Here is a 19,653-nt window from a genome sequence, read left to right as displayed (position 1 = left end):
GCTTGCTGGTCACAGGCAGCCGCTCCGTGGTACGCCCGCCGATACTGAATCGGTATCAGAATCACGAAAAACAATATTGGACGCGCTTTTCATGATGCTATTATCCTTTGAGACATACCGGAGAAGTGCTTGTACTTTTTGGAATGCCAAGCGTGTCAATCGTCATGCACAGGCCGGGGACTAGAGAAAAGGAGACGTTAATGAACATCAAGAAGACATTGCTTTCGGCAATGGTAGGAGCCCTTCTAGCAGTATCGGGTCCAGTGCTTGCACAGAACGACACTGTAAATATCGGCGTTATCACAGATTTGTCCGGTTTATACTCGCAACTCGGCGGAAAGGGGTCGATCATTGCGGCCCAGATGGCAGTGGAGGATTTTGGCGGGAAGGTCTTAGGCAAGCCCATCAAGCTTCTGACCTTCGACCATCTCAACAAGCCGGACGTCGCTGCCACGAAGATCCGCGAATGGGTCGACCGTGACAACGTCAGCATGGTCACCGACGTGCTTAGTTCTGCGGTAGGGATCGCCGCCCAGAAGTTGCTCGCCGATAAAAATTTCATCATTATGAATACCGGCTCGGCGACCTCGGCGATCACCAACAAAGAGTGCTCGCCATACAGCACCCATTGGTCGTACGACACGCAGGCAGTGGCCGCGTCTACCGCGACCGCAATCGTTCAGGAGAAAGGGCGTACCTGGTTCTTCATCACGGCCGACTATGCATTCGGACATACGATGCAGGCGGAGGCCACTAAGGTCCTCCTTGCTAATGGAGGCAAGGTGGTGGGTTCCGTTCGTCATCCGCTAGGTGCCTCGGACTTCTCCTCCTTCGTCATTCAGGCGCAAACTTCCGGGGCAAATGCTGTAGTCCTCGCGAACACGGGCGGCGATGTCTCAAATACGATCCGGCAGGCGAAAGAGTTCGGGCTGATTCAGAAAGGACAACAGATTGCGCCCTTGCTTATCTTCGACAGCGATATCAAAGCACTTGGCCTCGATGCCGCCCAAGGTCTGAAGTATACGACAGGCTTTTACTGGGACTTCGACGACAAGACCCGCGCATGGTCGAAGCGATTCTTTGAACGGAGTAAGTTCCAGGCAAACATGGTTCAGGCCGCCACATATTCCGCGACCCTGCATTACCTCAAGGCCGTTCAGGCAGTAGGCAGCCTCGATCGCGACAAGGTGATGGCAAAGCTGCGGGAAATCCCGATCGACGATATGTTTGCCCGGAACGCTAAACTGCGCCCTGACGGACTTCTCGTGCATGACATGTACCTGGCCGAGGTCAAAAAGCCATCCGAATCAAAGGGGGAGTGGGACATAGCCAAGGTCATCAGGGTAATTCCGGGCGAGAAAGCCTTCGCTCCATTGTCCGAGAGCGAGTGTCCTTATCTGAAATCGAAATAACAGTTTTGTGGGCTTGGGTGGCGGCGAATATAAATGCCGGAAGCCCAAGCGCTCTCCGCGATATTGTTTCCGAACGAGGAACTTGCAATGAAATACCTGAGTTACGTTGACGGTGAATGGATAGGCGGTACGCATTCCGAGCCGAACATCAATCCATCTGCGCCGGCTGAAGTGATAGGGATGGCGCAATGGGCAACACCGTCGGATGTTGAGGCCGCCTTTGCTGCCGCCCGTCGCGCATCACGCCCCTGGGCTGAGGTGCTCCCTGCAGCCCGCGCTCAAATGCTTCGTTTCGTCGCAGATGAACTCCTGGCTCGCGCCGACGAACTGGGACGACTGCTGGCTTTGGAGGAGGGAAAGACACTTCGGGAGGGTATCGCTGAGGTGCGCAGGAGTGCGGATATTTTTCACTTCTACGCCGGCGAATGCGTACGGGGCGCAGGCGAATTTCTGCCCGGCCTGCGCGCGGGAGTCACGGTTACGGTAAGTCGAGAGCCGATCGGCGTTGCGGCGCTGATCACTGCCTGGAATTTTCCGATGATGCTACCGGCCATGAAGATCGCAGCAGCTCTCGCTTACGGAAATACCGTCGTGTTCAAGCCATCCGAGTTCACGCCGGGATGTGCGGTTGCATTGACTGAGATCATATCGCGCTCACACATACCACGCGGGGTTTTCAATCTCGTCCTTGGAGCCGGGATTGACCTGGGACCGGTTCTAATCCAGCATGCAGACGGCGTGAGTTTCACTGGTTCGACGGGTGCTGGCAGGGCGATTGTCGAGCAGGCCTCGAAGCGGCTCGTCAAGGTACAAGCCGAGATGGGAGGGAAAAACCCTTTGATCGTAGATGCCGACGCAAACCTGGACTTCGCGGCGGAAATCGCAGTACAGGGCATGTTCCACTCGACCGGGCAAAAATGTACTGCAACCAGCCGCCTCATCGTCATGTCGTCGATTTATGCTCAATTCATAGACAAGCTGATAAAACGAATTGACAGCATCGCTGTAGGTGACGCTCTGTCCGACAAGACAGAAATGGGGCCGGTTGCAAACGAGGCACAGCTGAAAAAGAACCTCAGCTACGTGGATTTGGGGCAGCAGGAAGGGGCGACGCTTGTGCGTGGCGGACGCAGTGTTGAAAGCGACACTGCCGGCTACTTCATGCTGCCAACGCTGTTTGTCGATACGACTTCACGCATGCGCATCAACCAGGAAGAGATATTCGGGCCAGTCGCTGCAGTCATGCGTGCCCATGATCTTGACGAGGCAATTCATATTGCAAACGATGTAGAGTTCGGACTTTCGAGCGGAATCTGCACGCAGAACCTATTGCATGCTGAGCAATTCCGTCGTCGATCCAAAGCGGGAATGGTCATGATCAACGCTCCAACGTCGGGAGCAGATTTCCACGTGCCACTTGGAGGGCAAGGACAGTCGGGTTATGGCGGTAAAGAGCTGGGCAGTGCGGCAATCGACTTCTATACTGAGACGAAAACTGCGTATGTCAACACCGCGCCGCAGATGTGAGACAGGCGGCACATTTTCAATAGGAACTAGAGATGAGCGAAGTTATCGGTTTTATCGGGCTGGGTGCCATGGGGCTACCAATGGCATCAAATCTGATACGAAAAGGTTTTTCCGTTATTGCTTACGATATTGATCAGGAAAAAATCAAGAAGCTCGCAGCGCTTGGGGCGAAACCCGGTGGGAGTATCGCTGATACTGCGAGTGCTGCTTCTATCGTGGTTACGATACTCCCCGCGACCGAGCATGTGGAGAAGGCGGTGCTCGGACAGCAGGGTGTGTTGCAAAACCTGAAGCCAGGAAGCCTGCTTTTGGAGATGAGCACTATCGATCCCCATGTTACGGACAATGTGCAGATAGCGTGTCAAGAGAAAGGCATTGGCTTTGTCGACGCCCCCGTGGGACGCCTGGCGAGTCATGCGGAACGGGGAGAGTCGTTGTTCATGGTGGGCGGATCGGTAGAGCATGTCGAACGGGTCCAACCGCTGCTCAATGCAATGGGCACAACCATTCATCATTGCGGACCGGCGGGAGCCGGAATTCGCATGAAGGTTGTCAATAACTTCATGTTGCTTGTTACCGCCCAGGTAACGGCAGAGGCCATCCTTCTAGGTTCGAAGTTTGGCCTTTCCGTCGAAACAATGAAGAAAGTAACCGCGGACACGACGGCAACGAATGGTCAGTTCCAGGTCGCTTTTGCGACGAAATGTCTGAAGGGAGATTTAAACCCCGGCTTCACGATCGATCTCGCCCACAAAGACATCAGCCTGGCGATGGAAGCAGCGCGGGAACTTCGCGTCGGCCTGCCCGTGGGTGCGGCTGCCCGGGAAATGATGGGTATTGCGCGCGGTAGCGAGTACGCGAGGTGTGACTACTCCGCCATGCTGGACTTCATCTGCGGCGCAGCTGGCGTCGAGCCGCCCCGGCTTCCAGGTTAACGAGATCCCGGCGGAACGCAGGGTCGGCGAGTGCAAGCATGAAAGCGATCGGCATCTTACCAGGGGATTCTAGACTGGGAGGCAACGCACTCACCAGCCTGGAATTAGAACGTCCGGTTCCCAAACCGAGAGACATTTTGGTCCAGGTTGAGGCGGTATCAGTCAATCCACTGGATATTAGGATGCGCAATGCACCGCTGGAGGCGGGCTTCCAGCCGCGAGTTTTAGGCTGGGATTGTGCCGGCATCGTCTTGGATTGCGGGTCCGAAGTCAGACTCTTCAAGCCAGGCGATCATGTGTTCTATGCCGGCAGCATCACGCGTACAGGCACTAACGCCGAACTGCATTTGGTGGATGAGCGGATTGTGGGCGCGATGCCAGTGTCACTCGATTTTGCACATGCAGCGGCACTACCACTGGCGTCGTTGGCAGCATGGGAAGCACTATTTGACCGCCTGTGCATATCTGACGCTGGAGAAAACTCGGGCAAGACGCTGCTTGTCATTGGCGGTTCTGGGGGGGTGGGGTCGGTAGCGATCCAGCTAGCCAAGGTCCTCGCTAGGCTGCAGGTCGTTGCCACGGCTTCACGCTCGACATCACAGGCATGGTGTCGTCAGTTGGGTGCCGACATTGTGATTGACCACCGCGCGGATCTCAGGACGCAGCTGATTGATTACGGTCTGTCAACGGTCGACTACATTCTGTGCTTGGCCGATACCGATTACTATTTCTCGACGATGGCTAGCCTTATCAAACCGCACGGTCATATCTGCGCGCTAGTGGAAAGCGCAAATCCCTTACCGATGAACCAATTGCGGTCCAAAAGTGCGTCGTTCAGTTGGGAGGGGATGTTCACACGCACGTTGTACAGCACACCCGACATGATTGAACAGCATCGAATACTGACGCGTATTGCGACGCTTGTTGATGAGGGGCGGATGGGCAGCATAGCAACCAAGATCATTCACGGCATGACTGAAGTGAATTTGAGGCAAGCACATGCTTTTTTAGAGGCCGGTGGCATAGCAGGCAAGATCGTGATATCAATGCAACCGCCTTTATGAATGCAATATCCCAATTAGCAAATTAACCAAGCTGAATTTACTTAATAACTGACCTGACAATCATGACTACTTCTCTTTTTGACCCGCTGACACAGCGGAGCGTTACACTTCCAAATCGAATTGCTGTCAGCCCCATGAGTCAATACTCAGCTAATGATGGCTTTGCCAATGATTGGCATCTTGTGACCTATGGAAAAATGGCTCAAGGCGGAGCAGGATTGGTGATGGTTGAAATGACTGCGGTCGAGCAGTCCGGCCGTTCTACCTATGGAGACCTGGGGATTTGGCACAACGAGCACATCGAGCCCTTAGCCCGTATCGCAAGGTTTGTCACGTCGCTCGGATCTGTTCCTGGGATTCAGATCGGTCACGCTGGGCGTAAGGGGTCAATGCAGCGACCATGGGAAGGCTACGGCCGCCTATCGCCAAAGGAAGCGGCAAAGGGCGAACTTCCATGGCAAACAGTAGCTCCTTCAGCCATATCTTTCTCCAACGATGTTCCAGCGCCGTTAGCCTTGGACGAAACGCGAATCCAATCGATTTTAGATCATTTCGAGGCAAGCGCACGACGTGCTGCGCAGGCAGGCTTTAAAATCCTCGAAGTGCACGCGGCCCACGGGTATTTACTGCACCAGTTCCTTTCGCCCTTAAGCAATCTTCGCGATGACAAGTGGGGCGGCACCAGTGCACGCCGCATGGAATTCCCACTTGCGGTTCTTAGGCGAGTTCGGGCAGCGTGGCCTAATGATCTTCCTTTGTGGTTGCGTGTATCCGCGATCGATGGGGCCGATGAGGGGCGGACGATTGAAGACACCATTGAGTTCGTTCAGGCGGCAAAAGCAGAGGGCGTCGATCTCGTGGATTGTTCGTCCGGTGGCATTGCCGGCCTTGCTACATCCGGGAATCGAGCTCCCCCGAGCCTAGGCTTCCAAGTACCTTTTGCCGAGGCTGTACGGCATGGGGCCGATGTCCCCACAATGGCAGTCGGGCTTATTGTGACGCCAGAGCAAGCAGATCAGATTGTGCAGAGCGGGAAGGCAGATGTCGTCGCACTGGCGCGAGAACTTCTTGAGAATCCGAACTGGCCGCACCACGCAGGCAGAATGCTTAACGGGCGGAGCTTTGACGCATGGCCTCCACAGTTTGGCTGGTGGCTGGATAAGCGCGCCATTGTATTGGATCTACTGGCGAGCCAGTCCTCTACAGACTGATGAAAAATCACTTTACATCCGCTACTGACGCGACCCTGTTCATTGCAATTTTCCTGTATGAATGATGTTGGTTACTGACTGATCACGTCGGAGGGCTTTTCTATTCTGCGGAATAGTAGAAATTGGCTCCCCAGCGATGGCAATAATGCCGGCGCAGATAGGTTTGCTGCATCATTCGTTCGATGCCAATTACTTGGCTGGCACAACTATGGCAAGGTTTCTTGCCGTAGTTGTGCCAGATAGGTGACTGTCTCCTATTTATCGTCTCCGTCCGGGATCACCACATCCGCCGCTGCCCCAACGGCTTTCGCTGTGACTTTGACGCCTGTGGCCACCACGGTCACAGCCGCATCTGCCACGGCCACGACCGCACAGCCCGAGACACTGGCAACGAATAGCGCTGGTAACAGCCAGCGACACCAGCGCACAGTAAAGAGATCGGGCAGCAAAAACTGGCGAATGACTTGCGTTAGGTTTCGGTGCAATCGCATGTTCCCATTTCAATACAGTAAATCCCGACAGACTTTATTGTTGCTAATCAATGGCGCCGCCAGAACCTGCCCGTCATTCGACGGTCACGCTCTTGGCCAGGTTTCTGGGTTTGTCCACATCCGTCCCCCGCGCCAGTGCCGTATGATACGCCAGCAGCTGCAGCGGAATCACATGCAGGATCGGCGACAGCTTGCCGTAGTGTTCCGGCAGGCGGATCACATGCAAGCCATCGCTGGAAGTGATCTTCGAATCGGCGTCGGCAAACACATACAGCTGGCCGCCGCGAGCGCGCACTTCCTGCATGTTGGACTTGAGCTTTTCAATCAGCGTATCGTTCGGCGCGATCGTCACCACCGGCATTTCCTCGGTCACCAGCGCCAGCGGGCCGTGCTTCAGTTCGCCGGCCGGATACGCCTCGGCGTGGATATACGAGATTTCCTTCAGTTTCAGCGCGCCTTCCAGCGCGATCGGGTAATGCAGGCCGCGCCCGAGGAACAGGGCATTTTCCTTGCGCGCGAATTCTTCCGCCCAGGCGATGATCTGCGGTTCCAGCGCCAGCACTGCGCCGATGGCCACCGGCAGATGGCGCAGCTGCTTCAGGTAGCCTGCCTCCTGTTCATCGCTCAGGCGTCCGCGCACCTGCGCCAGCGTCAGCGCCAGCAGGAACAATGCCACCAGCTGGGTCGTAAATGCCTTGGTCGAGGCCACGCCCACTTCCACGCCGGCGCGGGTAATGTAGGACAGCGCGCATTCGCGCACCATGGCGCTGGTGGAGACGTTGCAGATCGTCAGCGTATTGACCATGTCCTGCGCGCGCGCATGCTTCAGGGCCGCCAGCGTGTCGGCGGTTTCGCCGCTTTGCGAAATGGTGACGACCAGCGCATTCGGATTCGGCACGCTGTCGCGGTAGCGGTATTCGCTGGCGATCTCGACATTGACCGGAATTTGCGCGATTGATTCGATCCAGTATTTCGCGGTGAGCCCGGCATAATAACTGGTGCCGCACGCCAGGATCAGCACGGCATCGATTTTCTTGAAAATGTTGTAAGCCTTGTCGCCGAACAGCTCCGGCATGATGGCGGTGACGCCCTCGAGGGTGTCGCCGATGGCGCGCGGCTGCTCGAAGATTTCCTTTTGCATGTAATGGCGGTAGGGGCCGAGCTCGGCTGCGCCGGAGTGCGCATGCACTGTGCGCACTTCGCGGGTCGCAGGCTTGCCCTGGGCGTCGACCACCCAGCAGCGCTGCAGCTGCAGGTCGACCACGTCGCCTTCTTCAAGATAGATGATCTGGTCGGTGATGCCGGCCAGCGCCATGGCGTCCGACGCCAGGAAATTTTCGCCTTCACCGACGCCGACGATCAGCGGCGAACCCTGGCGCGCGCCAATGACGCGGTGCGGTTCGTCGCGGCAAAACACGGCAATCGCATAGGCGCCATGCAGGCGCTTGACCGCCTGTTGCACGGTTTCGAACAGGTCGCCGGTGTACATCTGGTCGATCAGGTGGGCGATGACTTCGGTATCGGTCTGGCTTTCGAAGACATAGCCGGCAGCGGTCAGTTCGGCGCGTAATTCATCGTGGTTTTCAATGATGCCGTTGTGGACCAGGGCAATGCGCTCGCGCGAAAAGTGTGGATGGGCGTTGTGCGACGCCGGGGCGCCATGGGTGGCCCAGCGCGTGTGGGCAATGCCGGTGAAGCCGGCCAGGCCGGTATTTTCGACTTGGGATTCCAGCTCGGCCACGCGGGAAGTGCTGCGCGAACGCTTGAGCATGCCATCGACGTGCAGGGCGACGCCGCAGGAATCGTAGCCGCGGTATTCGAGGCGTTTCAGGCCTTGCAGGAGGATAGGCGTGATATTGCGTTGCGCTACTGCGCCGACGATGCCGCACATGGTTAATCCTTTGAATCGGTTAAATAATGACAGTATCGTAGGAGAAAGGCGATGAAATAAGTTTGCGAAATATTCAGTTAAATGGATTTATATTTCTCTTTCAGTTTATTGTGGAATATAATTTCATTTAAAAGTTAAATGTTTAATTAAATTGCGCGAAATGGACGATTTGCCACTGGATGAACTGGACCGCCGCATCCTGAACGCCTTGCAGGACGATGCCGCGCGCACCAACAATGAACTGGCGGCGCTGGTGCATGCCTCGCCGCCGACTTGCCTGCGCCGCGTCAAGCGCCTGGTGGACGCCGGCGTCATTGAACGTCAGGTGGCGCTGCTGGCTGCCGACAAGGTCGGTGCGGGTCTCACGGCAATCGTCGAAGTCACCCTCGATCATCAGGCCGCCGAGCGCATGACGGAATTCGAGACGCTGGCGGCGAAGGAGGGCGCGGTCATGCAATGCTACCGGGTCTCGCCCGGACCGGACTTCGTGCTGGTGGTGCAGGTGGCCGACATGCCGGCTTACCACGCGCTGGCGCACCGCCTGTTCGCATCGCACGCCAATGTGCGCAATGTGCGCAGCTTCTTTTCCATCCACCGCAGCAAATTCGAGACGCGCATCGCGCTTTGAGCGGCGCCGCGGCGGGCTGCGGGCTACCTACCGCAAGCGGGCAGGGTGCTAGAATCTGGCCGTCGCATCCCCACATTTTGCAGCCCCCGCCATGACCGAATCCCCTGTTTCTCCCGACAAGCGCCTTGCCGCCTTCGCCCGCAAACCCGTCGTCTTGCGCTCCGTCCTGGGCCTCGTTGCTTTTGTGCTGCTGTTCGGCTTGTTCGGTTATTTCATCCTGCCCGGCATACTGCAGTCGCAGGCGCAGCGCCTGATTTCGGAAAAGCTGCACCGTCCCGCCAGCATTGGCAAGGTCGAAGTCAATCCTTTCGACATGGCGCTCACCGTGCGCGATTTCAAACTGATGGAGCCGCAGGGCGATGTCGTATTTGCTTCTTTCGAGGCGCTGACGGTCAACCTGTCGGCGCAATCGCTGTGGCGGCTGGCGCCGGTGGTGCAGGCGGTGCGCCTGGACAAGCCCTACGTTCACCTGGCGCGCACTGCTGCCCACCACTACAACATCGACGACATCCTGGCGCTGGCGAGCCAGCCATCGCCCGAACCGGAGCCGGATGCCGGACCGGCGCGCTTTTCCGTCTATAACATCCAGCTGGTGGACGGCCGCATCGCCTTCGAGGACAAACCCACCGGCACCAGCCACGCGGTCGAGGCGCTGAATATCGGCCTGCCTTTCATCTCTTCGCTGCATTCCCAGGTCGATGTCTTCGTCGAGCCGCTGTTGAGTGCCAAGGTGAATGGCACGCCGCTTTTATTCAAGGGCAAGGCGCGGCCTTTCGCCGATACCCGCGAAGCGCTACTGGAACTGAACCTGGATGGCCTGGACCTCAGCCGTTTTGTCGATTACCTGCCGTTCAAGCCGGCGTTCAAGCTCGCAGGCGCCCGGCTTGACACCCGCCTGACCGCCAGTTTCGTGCAGCCGCACGACCAGGCGCCGGCGCTGACCCTGTCAGGCTCGGCCAGCCTCAAGTCGCTGCAGCTGGCCGAGCCGGGTGGCAAGGCCTTTTTCAAACTGCCGGAACTGCGCGTGACGCTGGACCACACGCCGGTCCTGGGAAACAGTTTTGGGGTGGCGCGACTGGAGCTGAATGGGCTGGATGCGGAAGTGAACCGCGACCGCCAGGGCCGCATCGACGTGCAGCGCCTGTTGGCTGTGCCTACGTCGGCGCTTGCGCCGGCGCCGGTAAAACCTTCGGTTGCGGCGTCGCCGGCGGCGAAATCCGCCCCCATGCGGGTGATGCTGGGCGAGCTGGCCATCCGTGGCGCAGCCTTGCGTTACACCGACCAGCAGCCGGCCGCGCCGCTGGCCGCCGGCGTGGAAAAGTTCGACGCCACGCTGCACAAGCTCGCGCTCGACACCGGCACCAGGCGTGTCGATATCGCTGAAATCGTCTCCGGCAGCGCCGGTTTCCAGGTGCGGCACGACAAGCTGGAAGCTGGCGCAAGCTCGTCAGCAAACCCGGCAGCAAGCTCGTCTGCAACCCCGGCCGCCGGCGAAACCGCCAAGGGCGCATCCCGGTCCGCCGCCGGCAAGGATGAAGCCGGCTATGTCGTCGGCGTCGGCCGCATCGCCATCGAAAATTGGTCGGCTCGCCTGGAAGACCGCAGCCAGCCGAAACCAGCGGTCACGGTACTGGCGCCGGTCGGCCTGATTCTGACCGACCTGTCCACCGCGCCGTCCGCCCGCAGCAAGCTCGCGCTCAAGGCTGGCGTCAATCGTGGCGGCCAGCTGGCGCTGGACGGCACGCTCGGCCTGTTGCCACTGCACGCCGACCTCAAGCTGGACCTGAAGGAAGTCGACATGCTGCCGCTGCAGCCCTACATTACCGACAAGGTCAACCTGTTGCTGACGCGCGCCAGCCTGTCCGGCAAGGGCGCGTTGCAACTCGACCAGACCGGCGGCGGCGCCTTCAAGGGCGGCTTCAAGGGTGACCTCACGCTGGGCAACCTGGCGACGCTGGACAAGCTGAGCGGCAGCGATTTCCTGCGCTGGAAATCGCTCTACTTCGGCGGCGTCGATGTCCGTCTGGAGCCGTTTGCGCTGGCGATCGACCAGATTGCCCTGAGCGATTTCTTCGCTCGCGTCATCATCGACCCTAGCGGCCGCATCAACCTGCAGGATATTGCCAGTACCCATCCGGGTGATCAGAAAAGCCTGACCGAGCGTGACGCGCACGGCGGCGCGACAGCTACTGCCAAACCGGCGCCGGCCAAAACCGTGGCGCAGGCGACGCCGGACGTGACACCGGCAGCCAAAATGCCGCCGATCACAATACGCAAGCTGACGCTCCAGGGCGGCCGGGTGCGCTTCACCGACAACTTCATCAAGCCCAATTACACCGCCAACCTGATGGACCTCGGCGGCGTGGTGCAGGGCTTGTCGTCGGATCCGACCAGCAGCGCCACGGTCGACTTGCGTGGCCAGGTCAACAGCGCGCCACTGACGGTGGCCGGCCGCATCAATCCCCTGAAGGGCGATCTCGCCATGGATCTGCAGGCCAGCGTGCGCGACATGGAACTGGCGCCGCTGTCGCCGTATTCGGGGCGCTATGTCGGCTACGGCATCGAAAAGGGCAAGCTGTCCTTCGAAGTCGCCTACAAGGTCGACAAGCGCCAGCTGAGCGCGCAGAACCGCCTGATCCTCGACCAGCTCACCTTCGGCGACAAGGTCGACAGCCCCAATGCCCTCAACCTGCCGGTGCAGCTGGCCGTGGCGCTGCTGCGCGACCGCAACGGCATCATCGACCTGAACCTGCCGATCGCCGGTTCGCTCGACGACCCGCAGTTCTCGATGGGCGCGGTCATCGTCAAGGTGTTCGTCAACCTGATCAGCAAGGCGGTTACCGCGCCATTTGCCCTGCTCGGCTCGCTGTTCGGCGGCGGCGAGGAACTGTCTTACCTGGAATTCGAGCCGGGCCACGCGGCTATTCCGGGGGCGGGCGAAGACAAGCTGAAGTCGCTCGCCAAGGCGCTCGCCGAGCGGCCGGCATTGAAGCTGGAAATTGCCGCCCGCACCGGCGGCGACGCCGAGATCGAAGGCATGAAGCGCGCCGCCATCGAACGCAAGGTACGCGCGCTCAAGCAAAAGGACATGGTGGCGCGCGGCGAACCGGCGCCGGAACGCGGCGTTACGGTCAAGCCGGAGGAATACCCGGCCTTGCTGAAGCGGGTCTACAAGGAGGAGAAATTTCCCAAGCCGCGCAACCTGGTCGGCCTGCAAAAGGACTTGCCGGTGGCGGAAATGGAAAAGCTGATGATCGCCAATACGCAGACCGATACCGACGACCTGACCGCGCTTGGCAACCGGCGCGCCCAGGCAATCAAGGAATGGCTGCTGAAGAGTGGCCAGATCCCCGGCGAGCGCATCTTTATCCTGGCCACCCGCACCGGCGCGGCGGAAGGCAAGGCCGACGCGCAAGGCGAAACGAAAGAAGGCAAGGGACCCGGTCCGAGCCGGGTCGATTTCTCGCTTAAATAAATAAGCGCTTACTTCTTGAGCTTCACCGGCCGCTGCCAGCCCGCGATCGACACCTGCCTGGCGCGCGACACGGTCAGCTGGCCATCCGGCGCATCCTTGGTCAGCGTGGTGCCGGCGCCCAGCGTCGCCCCTTTGCCGACCCGTACCGGCGCCACCAGTTGGGTGTCGCTGCCGATGAAGGCGTCGTCCTCGATCACGGTGCGGAACTTGTTGGCGCCATCGTAATTGCAGGTGATGGTGCCGGCGCCGATATTGACGCGCGAGCCGACCGTGGCGTCGCCCACATAGGCGAGGTGGTTGGCCTTGCTGTGCGCGGCGATCTGGCTGTTTTTGACTTCGACGAAATTGCCGATATGGACGTCTTCGCCCAGTTCGGTGCCGGGACGCAGGCGCGCATACGGGCCGACCTGCGATGCTGGTCCGACAATGGCTTCCTCGATATGGCAGAACGGCTTGATCTGCGCGCCGCGGCCGATGGTGGCATTGCGAATCACGCAATGGGCGCCGATCGTCACGCCTTCTTCCAGCGTGACCTTGCCTTCAAAAATGCAATTGACGTCGATCGACACGTCGCGCCCGCACGCCAGACTGCCGCGCACATCGATGCGCGCCGGATCGGCCAGCGTCACGCCCTGTTCCAGCAGGGCGCCGGCGATGTTGTGCTGGTGGATGCGTTCCAGTTCGGCCAGTTGCACCTTGCTGTTGACGCCCAGGGTTTCCCACGCCGCCGCCGGTTGCGCCGAGTGCACCGGCATGCCTTCGGCAACCGCGCGCGCGACGATATCGGTCAGATAGTATTCGCCTTGCGCATTGTTATTCGACAGCGTCGCCAGCCAGCGCTTGAGCGCCGTGGTCGGCGCCACCAGGATACCGCTGTTGACTTCGCGGATCGCCCGCTCGGCTTCGCTGGCATCCTTCTGCTCGACGATGCGCACGATCTCGCCGCCTTCGCGCACGATGCGGCCATAGCCGGTGGCGTCTTCCAGTGCCACCGTCAGGATCGCCAGCTTGTCGGTGCCGGCGCTTTCCAGCAGGCGCCGCAGGGTGTCTGCAGTGGTCAGCGGCACGTCGCCGTACAGCACCAGGGTCGGCACCGTTTCATCGAGCTGCGGAATCGCCTGCATCACTGCATGGCCGGTGCCCAGTTGCGGCTCCTGCTTGGCGAACGAAGTGTCATCGGCCTTGAGCGCGACCGGCACGGCGTCGCCGCCATGGCCGTAAACGACGCACAAGCGGGTCGGCGCCAGCGTACGTGCGGTATCGATTACATGTGCCAGCAGCGGTTTGCCTGCCAGCGGGTGGAGGACTTTCGGCAGCGCCGATTGCATGCGTTTGCCCATGCCGGCGGCGAGGATGACGACGTTCATAAGAAAATAATGAAGGAAATAATGAAGGGGGAGCCGAAAGCTTGGTATTTTCGCAAAATTCTAGCATGCTCCCGTGCGACGCCTGTTTGATTGGCGTCGACACGGGAGCTGGATGGGGATGAATCAATCGTCCGCGTGCAGGCGGATGATGGTGGATTCCGCCGCAGGCGTGGCGCAGGGTTCCTCGTCGAAGGCAATGTCGCCATCCGGATCGGCCACGCCGGTGGCGGCCAATCCAGCGAAATCGAAGCGCGTGCGATCCATCAGGTGCGATGGCACCACAGTCGACAAGGCCGAGAAGATATTCTCCACGCGTCCCGGGAATTTCTTTTCCCATTCGCGCATCAAGCCCTTGATCTGCTTTCTTTGCAGGTTTTCCTGGCTGCCGCACAAATCGCACGGAATGATCGGGAATTGCTTGAGCTCGGCATAGCGCTCGGTGTCGCTTTCCTTCACATAGGCCAGTGGGCGGATCACGATGTGCTTGCCGTCGTCGGACTGCAGCTTGGCTGGCATGCCCTTGATTTTGGCGCCGAAGAACATGTTCAGGAAAAAGGTTTCCAGGATATCGTCACGGTGGTGGCCCAGCGCGATCTTGGTCGCACCCAGCTCATCGGCGACCCGGTACAGGATGCCGCGGCGCAGGCGCGAGCACAGAGAGCAGGTGGTCTTGCCCTCGGGGATGACGCGTTTGACGATGCTGTAGGTATCCTGATTCTCGATATGGTAAGGCACGCCCAGCTTTTCCAGATACTCGGGCAAGACGTGCGCCGGGAAATTCGGCTGCTTCTGGTCGAGATTGACGGCGACGATGTCGAAATGGATCGGCGCGCGCTCGCGCAAGGTCATGAGAATATCCAGCAGGGCGTAGCTGTCCTTGCCGCCGGACAGGCAGACCATGACCTTGTCGCCATCCTCGATCATGTTGAAGTCGCCGATGGCCTGGCCGACCTGGCGGCACAGGCGCTTGTGCAGCTTGTTGTTTTCGTAGGCGGTCTTTTCCGCCTTTTTCAGGTCGGCCGCTGTCGTGGCGGACTGCAGCGTGGTTGGCGTGATTGTGGCTTCCATTGCTTACAGCTCCTTGACGTGAAACACTTCCACCCCGACCGAATCGCAGTCCGGATAGACATCCGGTTTTTCGGTCGATACCCGCACCGCCCGCACCTTCGGGTGCGCCAGCATGGTCCGCGCGACATCGTCGCACAGGGTTTCCTGCAAATGCACGTGGCCCTCGGCCATGCGCCGGGCGATGGTGCTGCGGATGAAATCGTAATCGACCACTTCATCGAGCTGGTCGGCCTTCGGCGTCGATACCGCCAGCGGGATGAACAGGTCGACATTGATCAGCACGCGCTGCTCGCCCCGCTTTTCGAAATCGTGCACGCCGATATTGATCTGCACTTCGTAATTACGCAGGAACAGACGGCGGCAATCGGAGAGTTCCGGGTGAAAGAGGGTGGCAAGCATAATTTTCTATCAATTATTTTGCGATGAACATCACATCGCGTTGCAGGGGAATCAAGTGCTGGCCGCCATCGACCAGCAGGGTGGTGCCGGTGATCGCCGCGGCTTCGGCGACGAAGCACACCGCCGCGGCGATGTCTTCAGGCGTGCTGGACTTGCCCAGTGGGGTAGCCTGGTGCGCCTTGGCGAAACCGGCCTCGGTCTGCTCGCCCGACACCAGGCTGATGCCCGGCGCCACGCCCACCACCCGCACCTTCGGTGCCAGCGCTTGCGCCAGCACCGTGGTGGCGGTGTGCAAGCCGGCCTTGGAGAGCGTATACGACAAAAAATCCGGATTTAGGTTATACAGTTTCTGGTCGAGCAGGTTGACCACCACCGCCTGTGCGCCGGCCGGCGTGGCATCGTGCAGGGCGCGTGCCAGCATTATAGGCGCGGCCAGGTTGGCATGCATGTGCGCGTCCAGCCGCGCGTAAGCAAAGCTGGCGGCGTCATCGTAGTCGAACAGCGAAGCATTGTTGACCACGCAGGTCACCGGGCCGAGTGCCGCCGCCGCCCGTGGCAGCAACTCCCGCACCGCGGCTTCATCGGCCAGGTCGCACTGCAAGGCTGCTGCGCGCTGGCCGGTCGCTTCGATCGCGCCCACCACTTCGGCGGCCTCCTTGCCGGATTGACCATAATGGACTGCCACATGCCAGCCCTGCCCGGCCAGTGCGAGCGCAATGGCGCGACCGATCCGCTTGGCCCCGCCTGTCACCAGTGCAACTTTTTGTCGATTTTCTGTCATATTGGGTGCTTATTTGGTCAAGCTTGTGGAAAAGCCAGCCTGCTCAGCTTGAGCAATTGCGACCGACGATGAATTTTTCACTCGGCATTTGCCGTTTTCACTACAATAACGCCATGCAATTGAACTTGCCCGAACCGTCCGCGGATGCCCTGTATGCATCGCGCTCCCTGCAAACCCTGATTGCTAACGACATCCGTCACAATTCGGGGTGGATTTCCTTTTCCCGCTTCATGGAACTGGCGCTGTATGCGCCGGGGCTGGGCTACTACAGTGGTGGTGCGGCAAAACTCGGTAAAGACGGGGATTTTACAACCGCGCCGGAAATCACGCCGCTTTTTGGCGAAACCCTGGCCCATGCGGCCGCCGGGCTGATGGCGCAAAGTGCGCCGCAAATCATTGAATTCGGCGCCGGCAGCGGCAAGCTCGCGCGCGATGTCCTCACCGAACTGGCGGCCATGGGCGTGGCAGTGCACCGTTATGCCATCGTCGAAGTGTCGGGCGAATTGCGCGCGCGGCAAAAGGAAACCCTGCGCGGTTTTCCCCAGGTGGTCTGGCTCGACCACTTTCCGGCCGCTTTTTCCGGCGTCGTGCTGGGCAATGAAGTGCTCGACGCCATGCCGGTGCACCTGGTCGTGAAAACCGAGCAGGGCTGGAAAGAGCGCGGCATCGGTCTTGCCACCAAAAAGTTCGTCTACCGCGACCGCGCCTGCGCGCCGGCGCTGATCGCGCAAATCCCCGATGCCGAGCACTTGCCCATTGGTTACGTCACTGAAGTACACCCGGTGTCGATCGCCTTCATGCGTTCGCTGGCCGACATGCTGGTGGCCGGCTATGACCAGAACGGCCACGGCGGCGCCGCGATCCTGGTCGATTACGGCTTCCCGGCAGCGGAATACTACCTCGGGCAGCGCGCCCAAGGCACCCTGATGTGCCATTACCGCCACCATTCGCACGACGACCCGTTCTTTCACCTCGGCCTGCAAGACATTACCGCCCACGTCGATTTCAGCGCGATGGCGCGGGCCGCCATCGAGGGCGGGCTCGATATGCTCGGCTATGCCAGCCAGGCGGCCTTCCTGCTCGACTCCGGCATCGGTGACATCCTGCTGCGCACGCCGCCGACCGACAAGCTGCGCTATCTCCCGCAAGCCAATGCCTTGCAAAAACTGACCTCGCCGGCGGAAATGGGCGAGTTGTTCAAGGTGCTGGTGGTGGGAACGCATGTGCATTTGCCCGAGAAATTTGCCCGCAATGACCGCAGTTACAAACTGTAAGCCTCTGGCCGGAGTGCCGCGATGATCCGCTGGCTGCTCGTCATCTTCCTCGCCCTGCTGATTTTTTCCGCGCTGCTGCCGTGGCTGGAAAAGCTCGGGGTGGGGCGGGTGCCCGGCGACGTGCGCTTCCGCCTGTTCGGCCAGGGGGGCTGCCTGCCCTTCGGATCTGCACTGCTGTGGTATCTGCTGGTACTGGTCGTCGCCGAGTTGGTCTGAACCCATGTCCGCGAAGCTGCCTCCCACTCTGGAAGAATTACGCGCCCGCTACGGCGACCGCTACAAATGGCTGGTGCTGATCACGGTGTTGATCGGCACGACCGCATCGATCACGTCTTCCACCATCGTCAATGTCTGTTAATTAACTCTGACCCCAATTAAAAGCGGCGCCTATCGCGTGTTTTATTGCTTCTACGTAATATACTGGTGTGATCAGCCATTCCCATAAAGCAAGTAGGCCTGACAGGACAGATGACAGACTTTAGCCAACTTACCGCGTTGATCATTGACCCCAACCCGGGCATGCGCGCCAATTTGCACAACATGCTGAATTTGTGCCATCTGACCAAAGTCGAACATGCGGTCAGCGCCGGGGCGGCGATCCGCCAGCTGCAAGGGAAGTCCTACGACATCATCATTTGTGAATATGATCTGGGCGAAGGCCAGGATGGCCAGCAGTTGCTGGAAGACTTGCGCCACAACCAGATCATCAGTCTCTGGGCCATTTACTTCATCGTCACTGCCGAGCGCGCGTATGAAAAAGTACTAGGCGCCGCGGAGCTGGGTCCCACCGATTACATTCTCAAGCCGTTTACTGCGGACATGCTGCTCGAGCGCATCGTCCGCGCCCTCGACAAGCGCGCGATTTTCCAGCCGGTGCACCAGTTGATCGCCCAAAGCCGCCTGCATGAGGCGGTGACCGCCTGCGCCACGGGTGCGGCCAGCCAGCCGCGCCATGCCAATGATTTCATGCGGCTGCGGGCGGAGGTGCACATGGCGCTGGGCGAGGCGCAGCAGGCGGAAACGATTTACCGCCAGCTGATTGAGATGCGCACAGTCGCCTGGGCTCGCCTCGGTCTGGCCAAGGCCGTTTACCATCAGGAACGCTTCGCCGATGCCGAAAGCCTGTTGCGGGAGCTGGTGGCAGAAAACAACAAGTACATGGATGCCTACGACTGGCTGGCCAGGACCCATGAAAAAATCGGCCAGCTGGCCCAGGCCCAGCAAGTGCTGCAGGACGCCGTGGCGATTTCCCCGCATGCCGTACGGCGCCTGCGCAAGCTGGGCGAAGTGGCGCTGGCCGCCGGCGACGTTGGCATTGCCGAACGCTCTTTCCAGCAAGTCGTCAGCAAGGCGCGCTACTCCACATTCCGCGATCCGGAAGATCACGTGAAACTGGTCAAGACCCTGGTGACCAAGGGCGATACCCAGCAAGCGGCTACGGTCATCCGGGATTTGCAGAAATCCCTGAATGGCAACGACAAGATGCCGGCTTGCCGTGCGCTTTCGTCGGCCTTGCTGCATGAATCGCTGGGCGATGCGGTGCGCGCCGCCCAGGAACTGGAGGCGGCGGTGGCCGCCTGCCGCGAACCGATCGGCATGTCGGCCGAGATGAAGATGGTATTGGCCAATACCTGCCTGGCCAATAACCTGGATCAAGGCGCCAGCGAAGTCATGCTCGAGGTGATGAACAATGCCGCCAATGGCGCCGAGATGGCCAGGGCGATGAGCATATTCGAGCGGCATGGCCGCGCCGATCTGGCCGAAAAAACCGCCCAGGAAAGCCGCCGCCAGGTCGTCGAGCTGGTGAGCTCCGGTGCCGACAAAGCGCGCCAGGGCGATTACAAGGGGGCGGTGGAGGCGATGCAGGCAGCCGTGCAAAAGCTGCCGGACAATCCGCAAGTCATCTTCAATGCTGCCGTGGCAATCCTGAAATACCTGGAAAACCTGGGATGGGATCGTCAGTTGGGGGAGCGCTGCCGGCGCTTGATCGACCGCGCCCGCGAGCTGGAACCCGCCAATCCACGTCTGGCGTCCTTAGCCGAATTGCATCGGCAAATCATGCGCAAGCACGGCCTGGACTGACCCACGACTGCAATCACCAGCAATGGCCCGAAATGGCCCCGCCCTGCA

16 protein-coding genes are annotated in these 19,653 nt (G+C 59.8%); 11 read left to right on the top strand and 5 right to left on the bottom strand.

The window, feature by feature from the left end; all coding sequences use genetic code 11:
* Positions 1-200: 200 nt before the first annotated feature.
* The 5 genes from D3878_RS13220 to D3878_RS13200 all read left to right on the top strand — a co-directional run bounded on the left by D3878_RS13220 (position 201) and on the right by D3878_RS13200 (position 6,149).
* A complete protein-coding gene (locus D3878_RS13220) occupies positions 201-1,412 on the top strand; it encodes an ABC transporter substrate-binding protein (protein WP_199688161.1) in 1,212 nt (403 codons plus the stop codon).
* Between the two features lie 33 nt (positions 1,413-1,445).
* Entirely contained in the window at positions 1,446-2,939 is a 1,494-nt protein-coding gene (locus tag D3878_RS13215) for an aldehyde dehydrogenase family protein (protein WP_233556325.1), read from the top strand.
* Positions 2,940-2,971: 32 nt separating this feature from the next.
* Entirely contained in the window at positions 2,972-3,874 is a 903-nt protein-coding gene (locus tag D3878_RS13210) for an NAD(P)-dependent oxidoreductase (RefSeq protein ID WP_119785918.1), read from the top strand.
* 38 nt (positions 3,875-3,912) lie between these two features.
* Complete coding sequence (locus D3878_RS13205) at positions 3,913-4,938, top strand: zinc-binding alcohol dehydrogenase family protein (RefSeq protein WP_119785917.1); 1,026 nt, start codon at positions 3,913-3,915, stop codon at positions 4,936-4,938.
* A 62-nt stretch (positions 4,939-5,000) separates the two neighbouring features.
* Positions 5,001-6,149, top strand: a complete 1,149-nt coding sequence (locus tag D3878_RS13200; protein ID WP_119785916.1) for an NADH:flavin oxidoreductase/NADH oxidase — start codon at positions 5,001-5,003, stop codon at positions 6,147-6,149.
* 564 nt (positions 6,150-6,713) lie between these two features.
* Here D3878_RS13200 and glmS read toward each other — a convergent pair.
* Positions 6,714-8,531, bottom strand: a complete 1,818-nt coding sequence (glmS, locus tag D3878_RS13190; RefSeq protein ID WP_119785914.1) for a glutamine--fructose-6-phosphate transaminase (isomerizing) — start codon at positions 8,529-8,531, stop codon at positions 6,714-6,716.
* Positions 8,532-8,691: 160 nt separating this feature from the next.
* On the opposite strand from glmS, the gene D3878_RS13185 reads away from it, so the two are divergent.
* Both D3878_RS13185 and D3878_RS13180 read left to right on the top strand, forming a co-directional pair.
* Entirely contained in the window at positions 8,692-9,159 is a 468-nt protein-coding gene (locus D3878_RS13185) for an Lrp/AsnC family transcriptional regulator (protein WP_119787881.1), read from the top strand.
* Between the two features lie 91 nt (positions 9,160-9,250).
* Positions 9,251-12,634: a DUF748 domain-containing protein gene (locus D3878_RS13180; protein WP_119785913.1), complete on the top strand. Its 3,384-nt coding sequence runs from the start codon at positions 9,251-9,253 to the stop codon at positions 12,632-12,634.
* 8 nt (positions 12,635-12,642) lie between these two features.
* Here D3878_RS13180 and glmU read toward each other — a convergent pair whose 3' ends face one another.
* From glmU to D3878_RS13160, 4 genes are all read right to left on the bottom strand, one after another.
* Positions 12,643-14,001: a bifunctional UDP-N-acetylglucosamine diphosphorylase/glucosamine-1-phosphate N-acetyltransferase GlmU gene (gene glmU / locus D3878_RS13175; RefSeq protein WP_119785912.1), complete on the bottom strand. Its 1,359-nt coding sequence runs from the start codon at positions 13,999-14,001 to the stop codon at positions 12,643-12,645.
* 123 nt (positions 14,002-14,124) lie between these two features.
* Positions 14,125-15,069 carry a tRNA 2-thiocytidine(32) synthetase TtcA gene (ttcA, locus tag D3878_RS13170; protein WP_119785911.1) on the bottom strand — a complete coding sequence of 315 codons (945 nt, stop codon included), beginning with the start codon at positions 15,067-15,069 and terminating at the stop codon, positions 14,125-14,127.
* Positions 15,070-15,072: 3 nt separating this feature from the next.
* Positions 15,073-15,468 carry a dihydroneopterin aldolase gene (locus tag D3878_RS13165; RefSeq protein ID WP_119785910.1) on the bottom strand — a complete coding sequence of 132 codons (396 nt, stop codon included), beginning with the start codon at positions 15,466-15,468 and terminating at the stop codon, positions 15,073-15,075.
* Between the two features lie 13 nt (positions 15,469-15,481).
* Positions 15,482-16,249 (bottom strand): SDR family oxidoreductase, encoded by a 768-nt coding sequence (locus D3878_RS13160; protein WP_119785909.1) that lies wholly within the window; start codon positions 16,247-16,249, stop codon positions 15,482-15,484.
* Positions 16,250-16,362: 113 nt separating this feature from the next.
* Here D3878_RS13160 and D3878_RS13155 point away from each other — a divergent pair, with 113 nt between their 5' ends.
* The 4 genes from D3878_RS13155 to D3878_RS13145 all read left to right on the top strand — a co-directional run bounded on the left by D3878_RS13155 (position 16,363) and on the right by D3878_RS13145 (position 19,605).
* Complete coding sequence (locus D3878_RS13155) at positions 16,363-17,523, top strand: class I SAM-dependent methyltransferase (protein ID WP_199688274.1); 1,161 nt, start codon at positions 16,363-16,365, stop codon at positions 17,521-17,523.
* A gap of 21 nt (positions 17,524-17,544) precedes the next feature.
* The gene (locus D3878_RS13150; RefSeq protein ID WP_119785908.1) at positions 17,545-17,739 is read left to right on the top strand and encodes a DUF2905 family protein; all 195 of its coding nucleotides are present in this window, start codon (positions 17,545-17,547) and stop codon (positions 17,737-17,739) included.
* Positions 17,740-17,743: 4 nt separating this feature from the next.
* Positions 17,744-17,881, top strand: a complete 138-nt coding sequence (locus tag D3878_RS23795; RefSeq protein WP_158592254.1) for a hypothetical protein — start codon at positions 17,744-17,746, stop codon at positions 17,879-17,881.
* Between the two features lie 110 nt (positions 17,882-17,991).
* Complete coding sequence (locus D3878_RS13145) at positions 17,992-19,605, top strand: tetratricopeptide repeat-containing response regulator (RefSeq protein WP_119785907.1); 1,614 nt, start codon at positions 17,992-17,994, stop codon at positions 19,603-19,605.
* The last annotated feature ends 48 nt before the right edge of the window (positions 19,606-19,653 follow it).

The organism is Noviherbaspirillum sedimenti (genome assembly GCF_003590835.1).
Taxonomy (GTDB): domain Bacteria; phylum Pseudomonadota; class Gammaproteobacteria; order Burkholderiales; family Burkholderiaceae_D; genus Paucimonas; species Paucimonas sedimenti.
The sequence above is the reverse complement of the archived record's forward strand: the minus strand, read 5'-3'. Positions and strand labels throughout refer to the sequence as shown.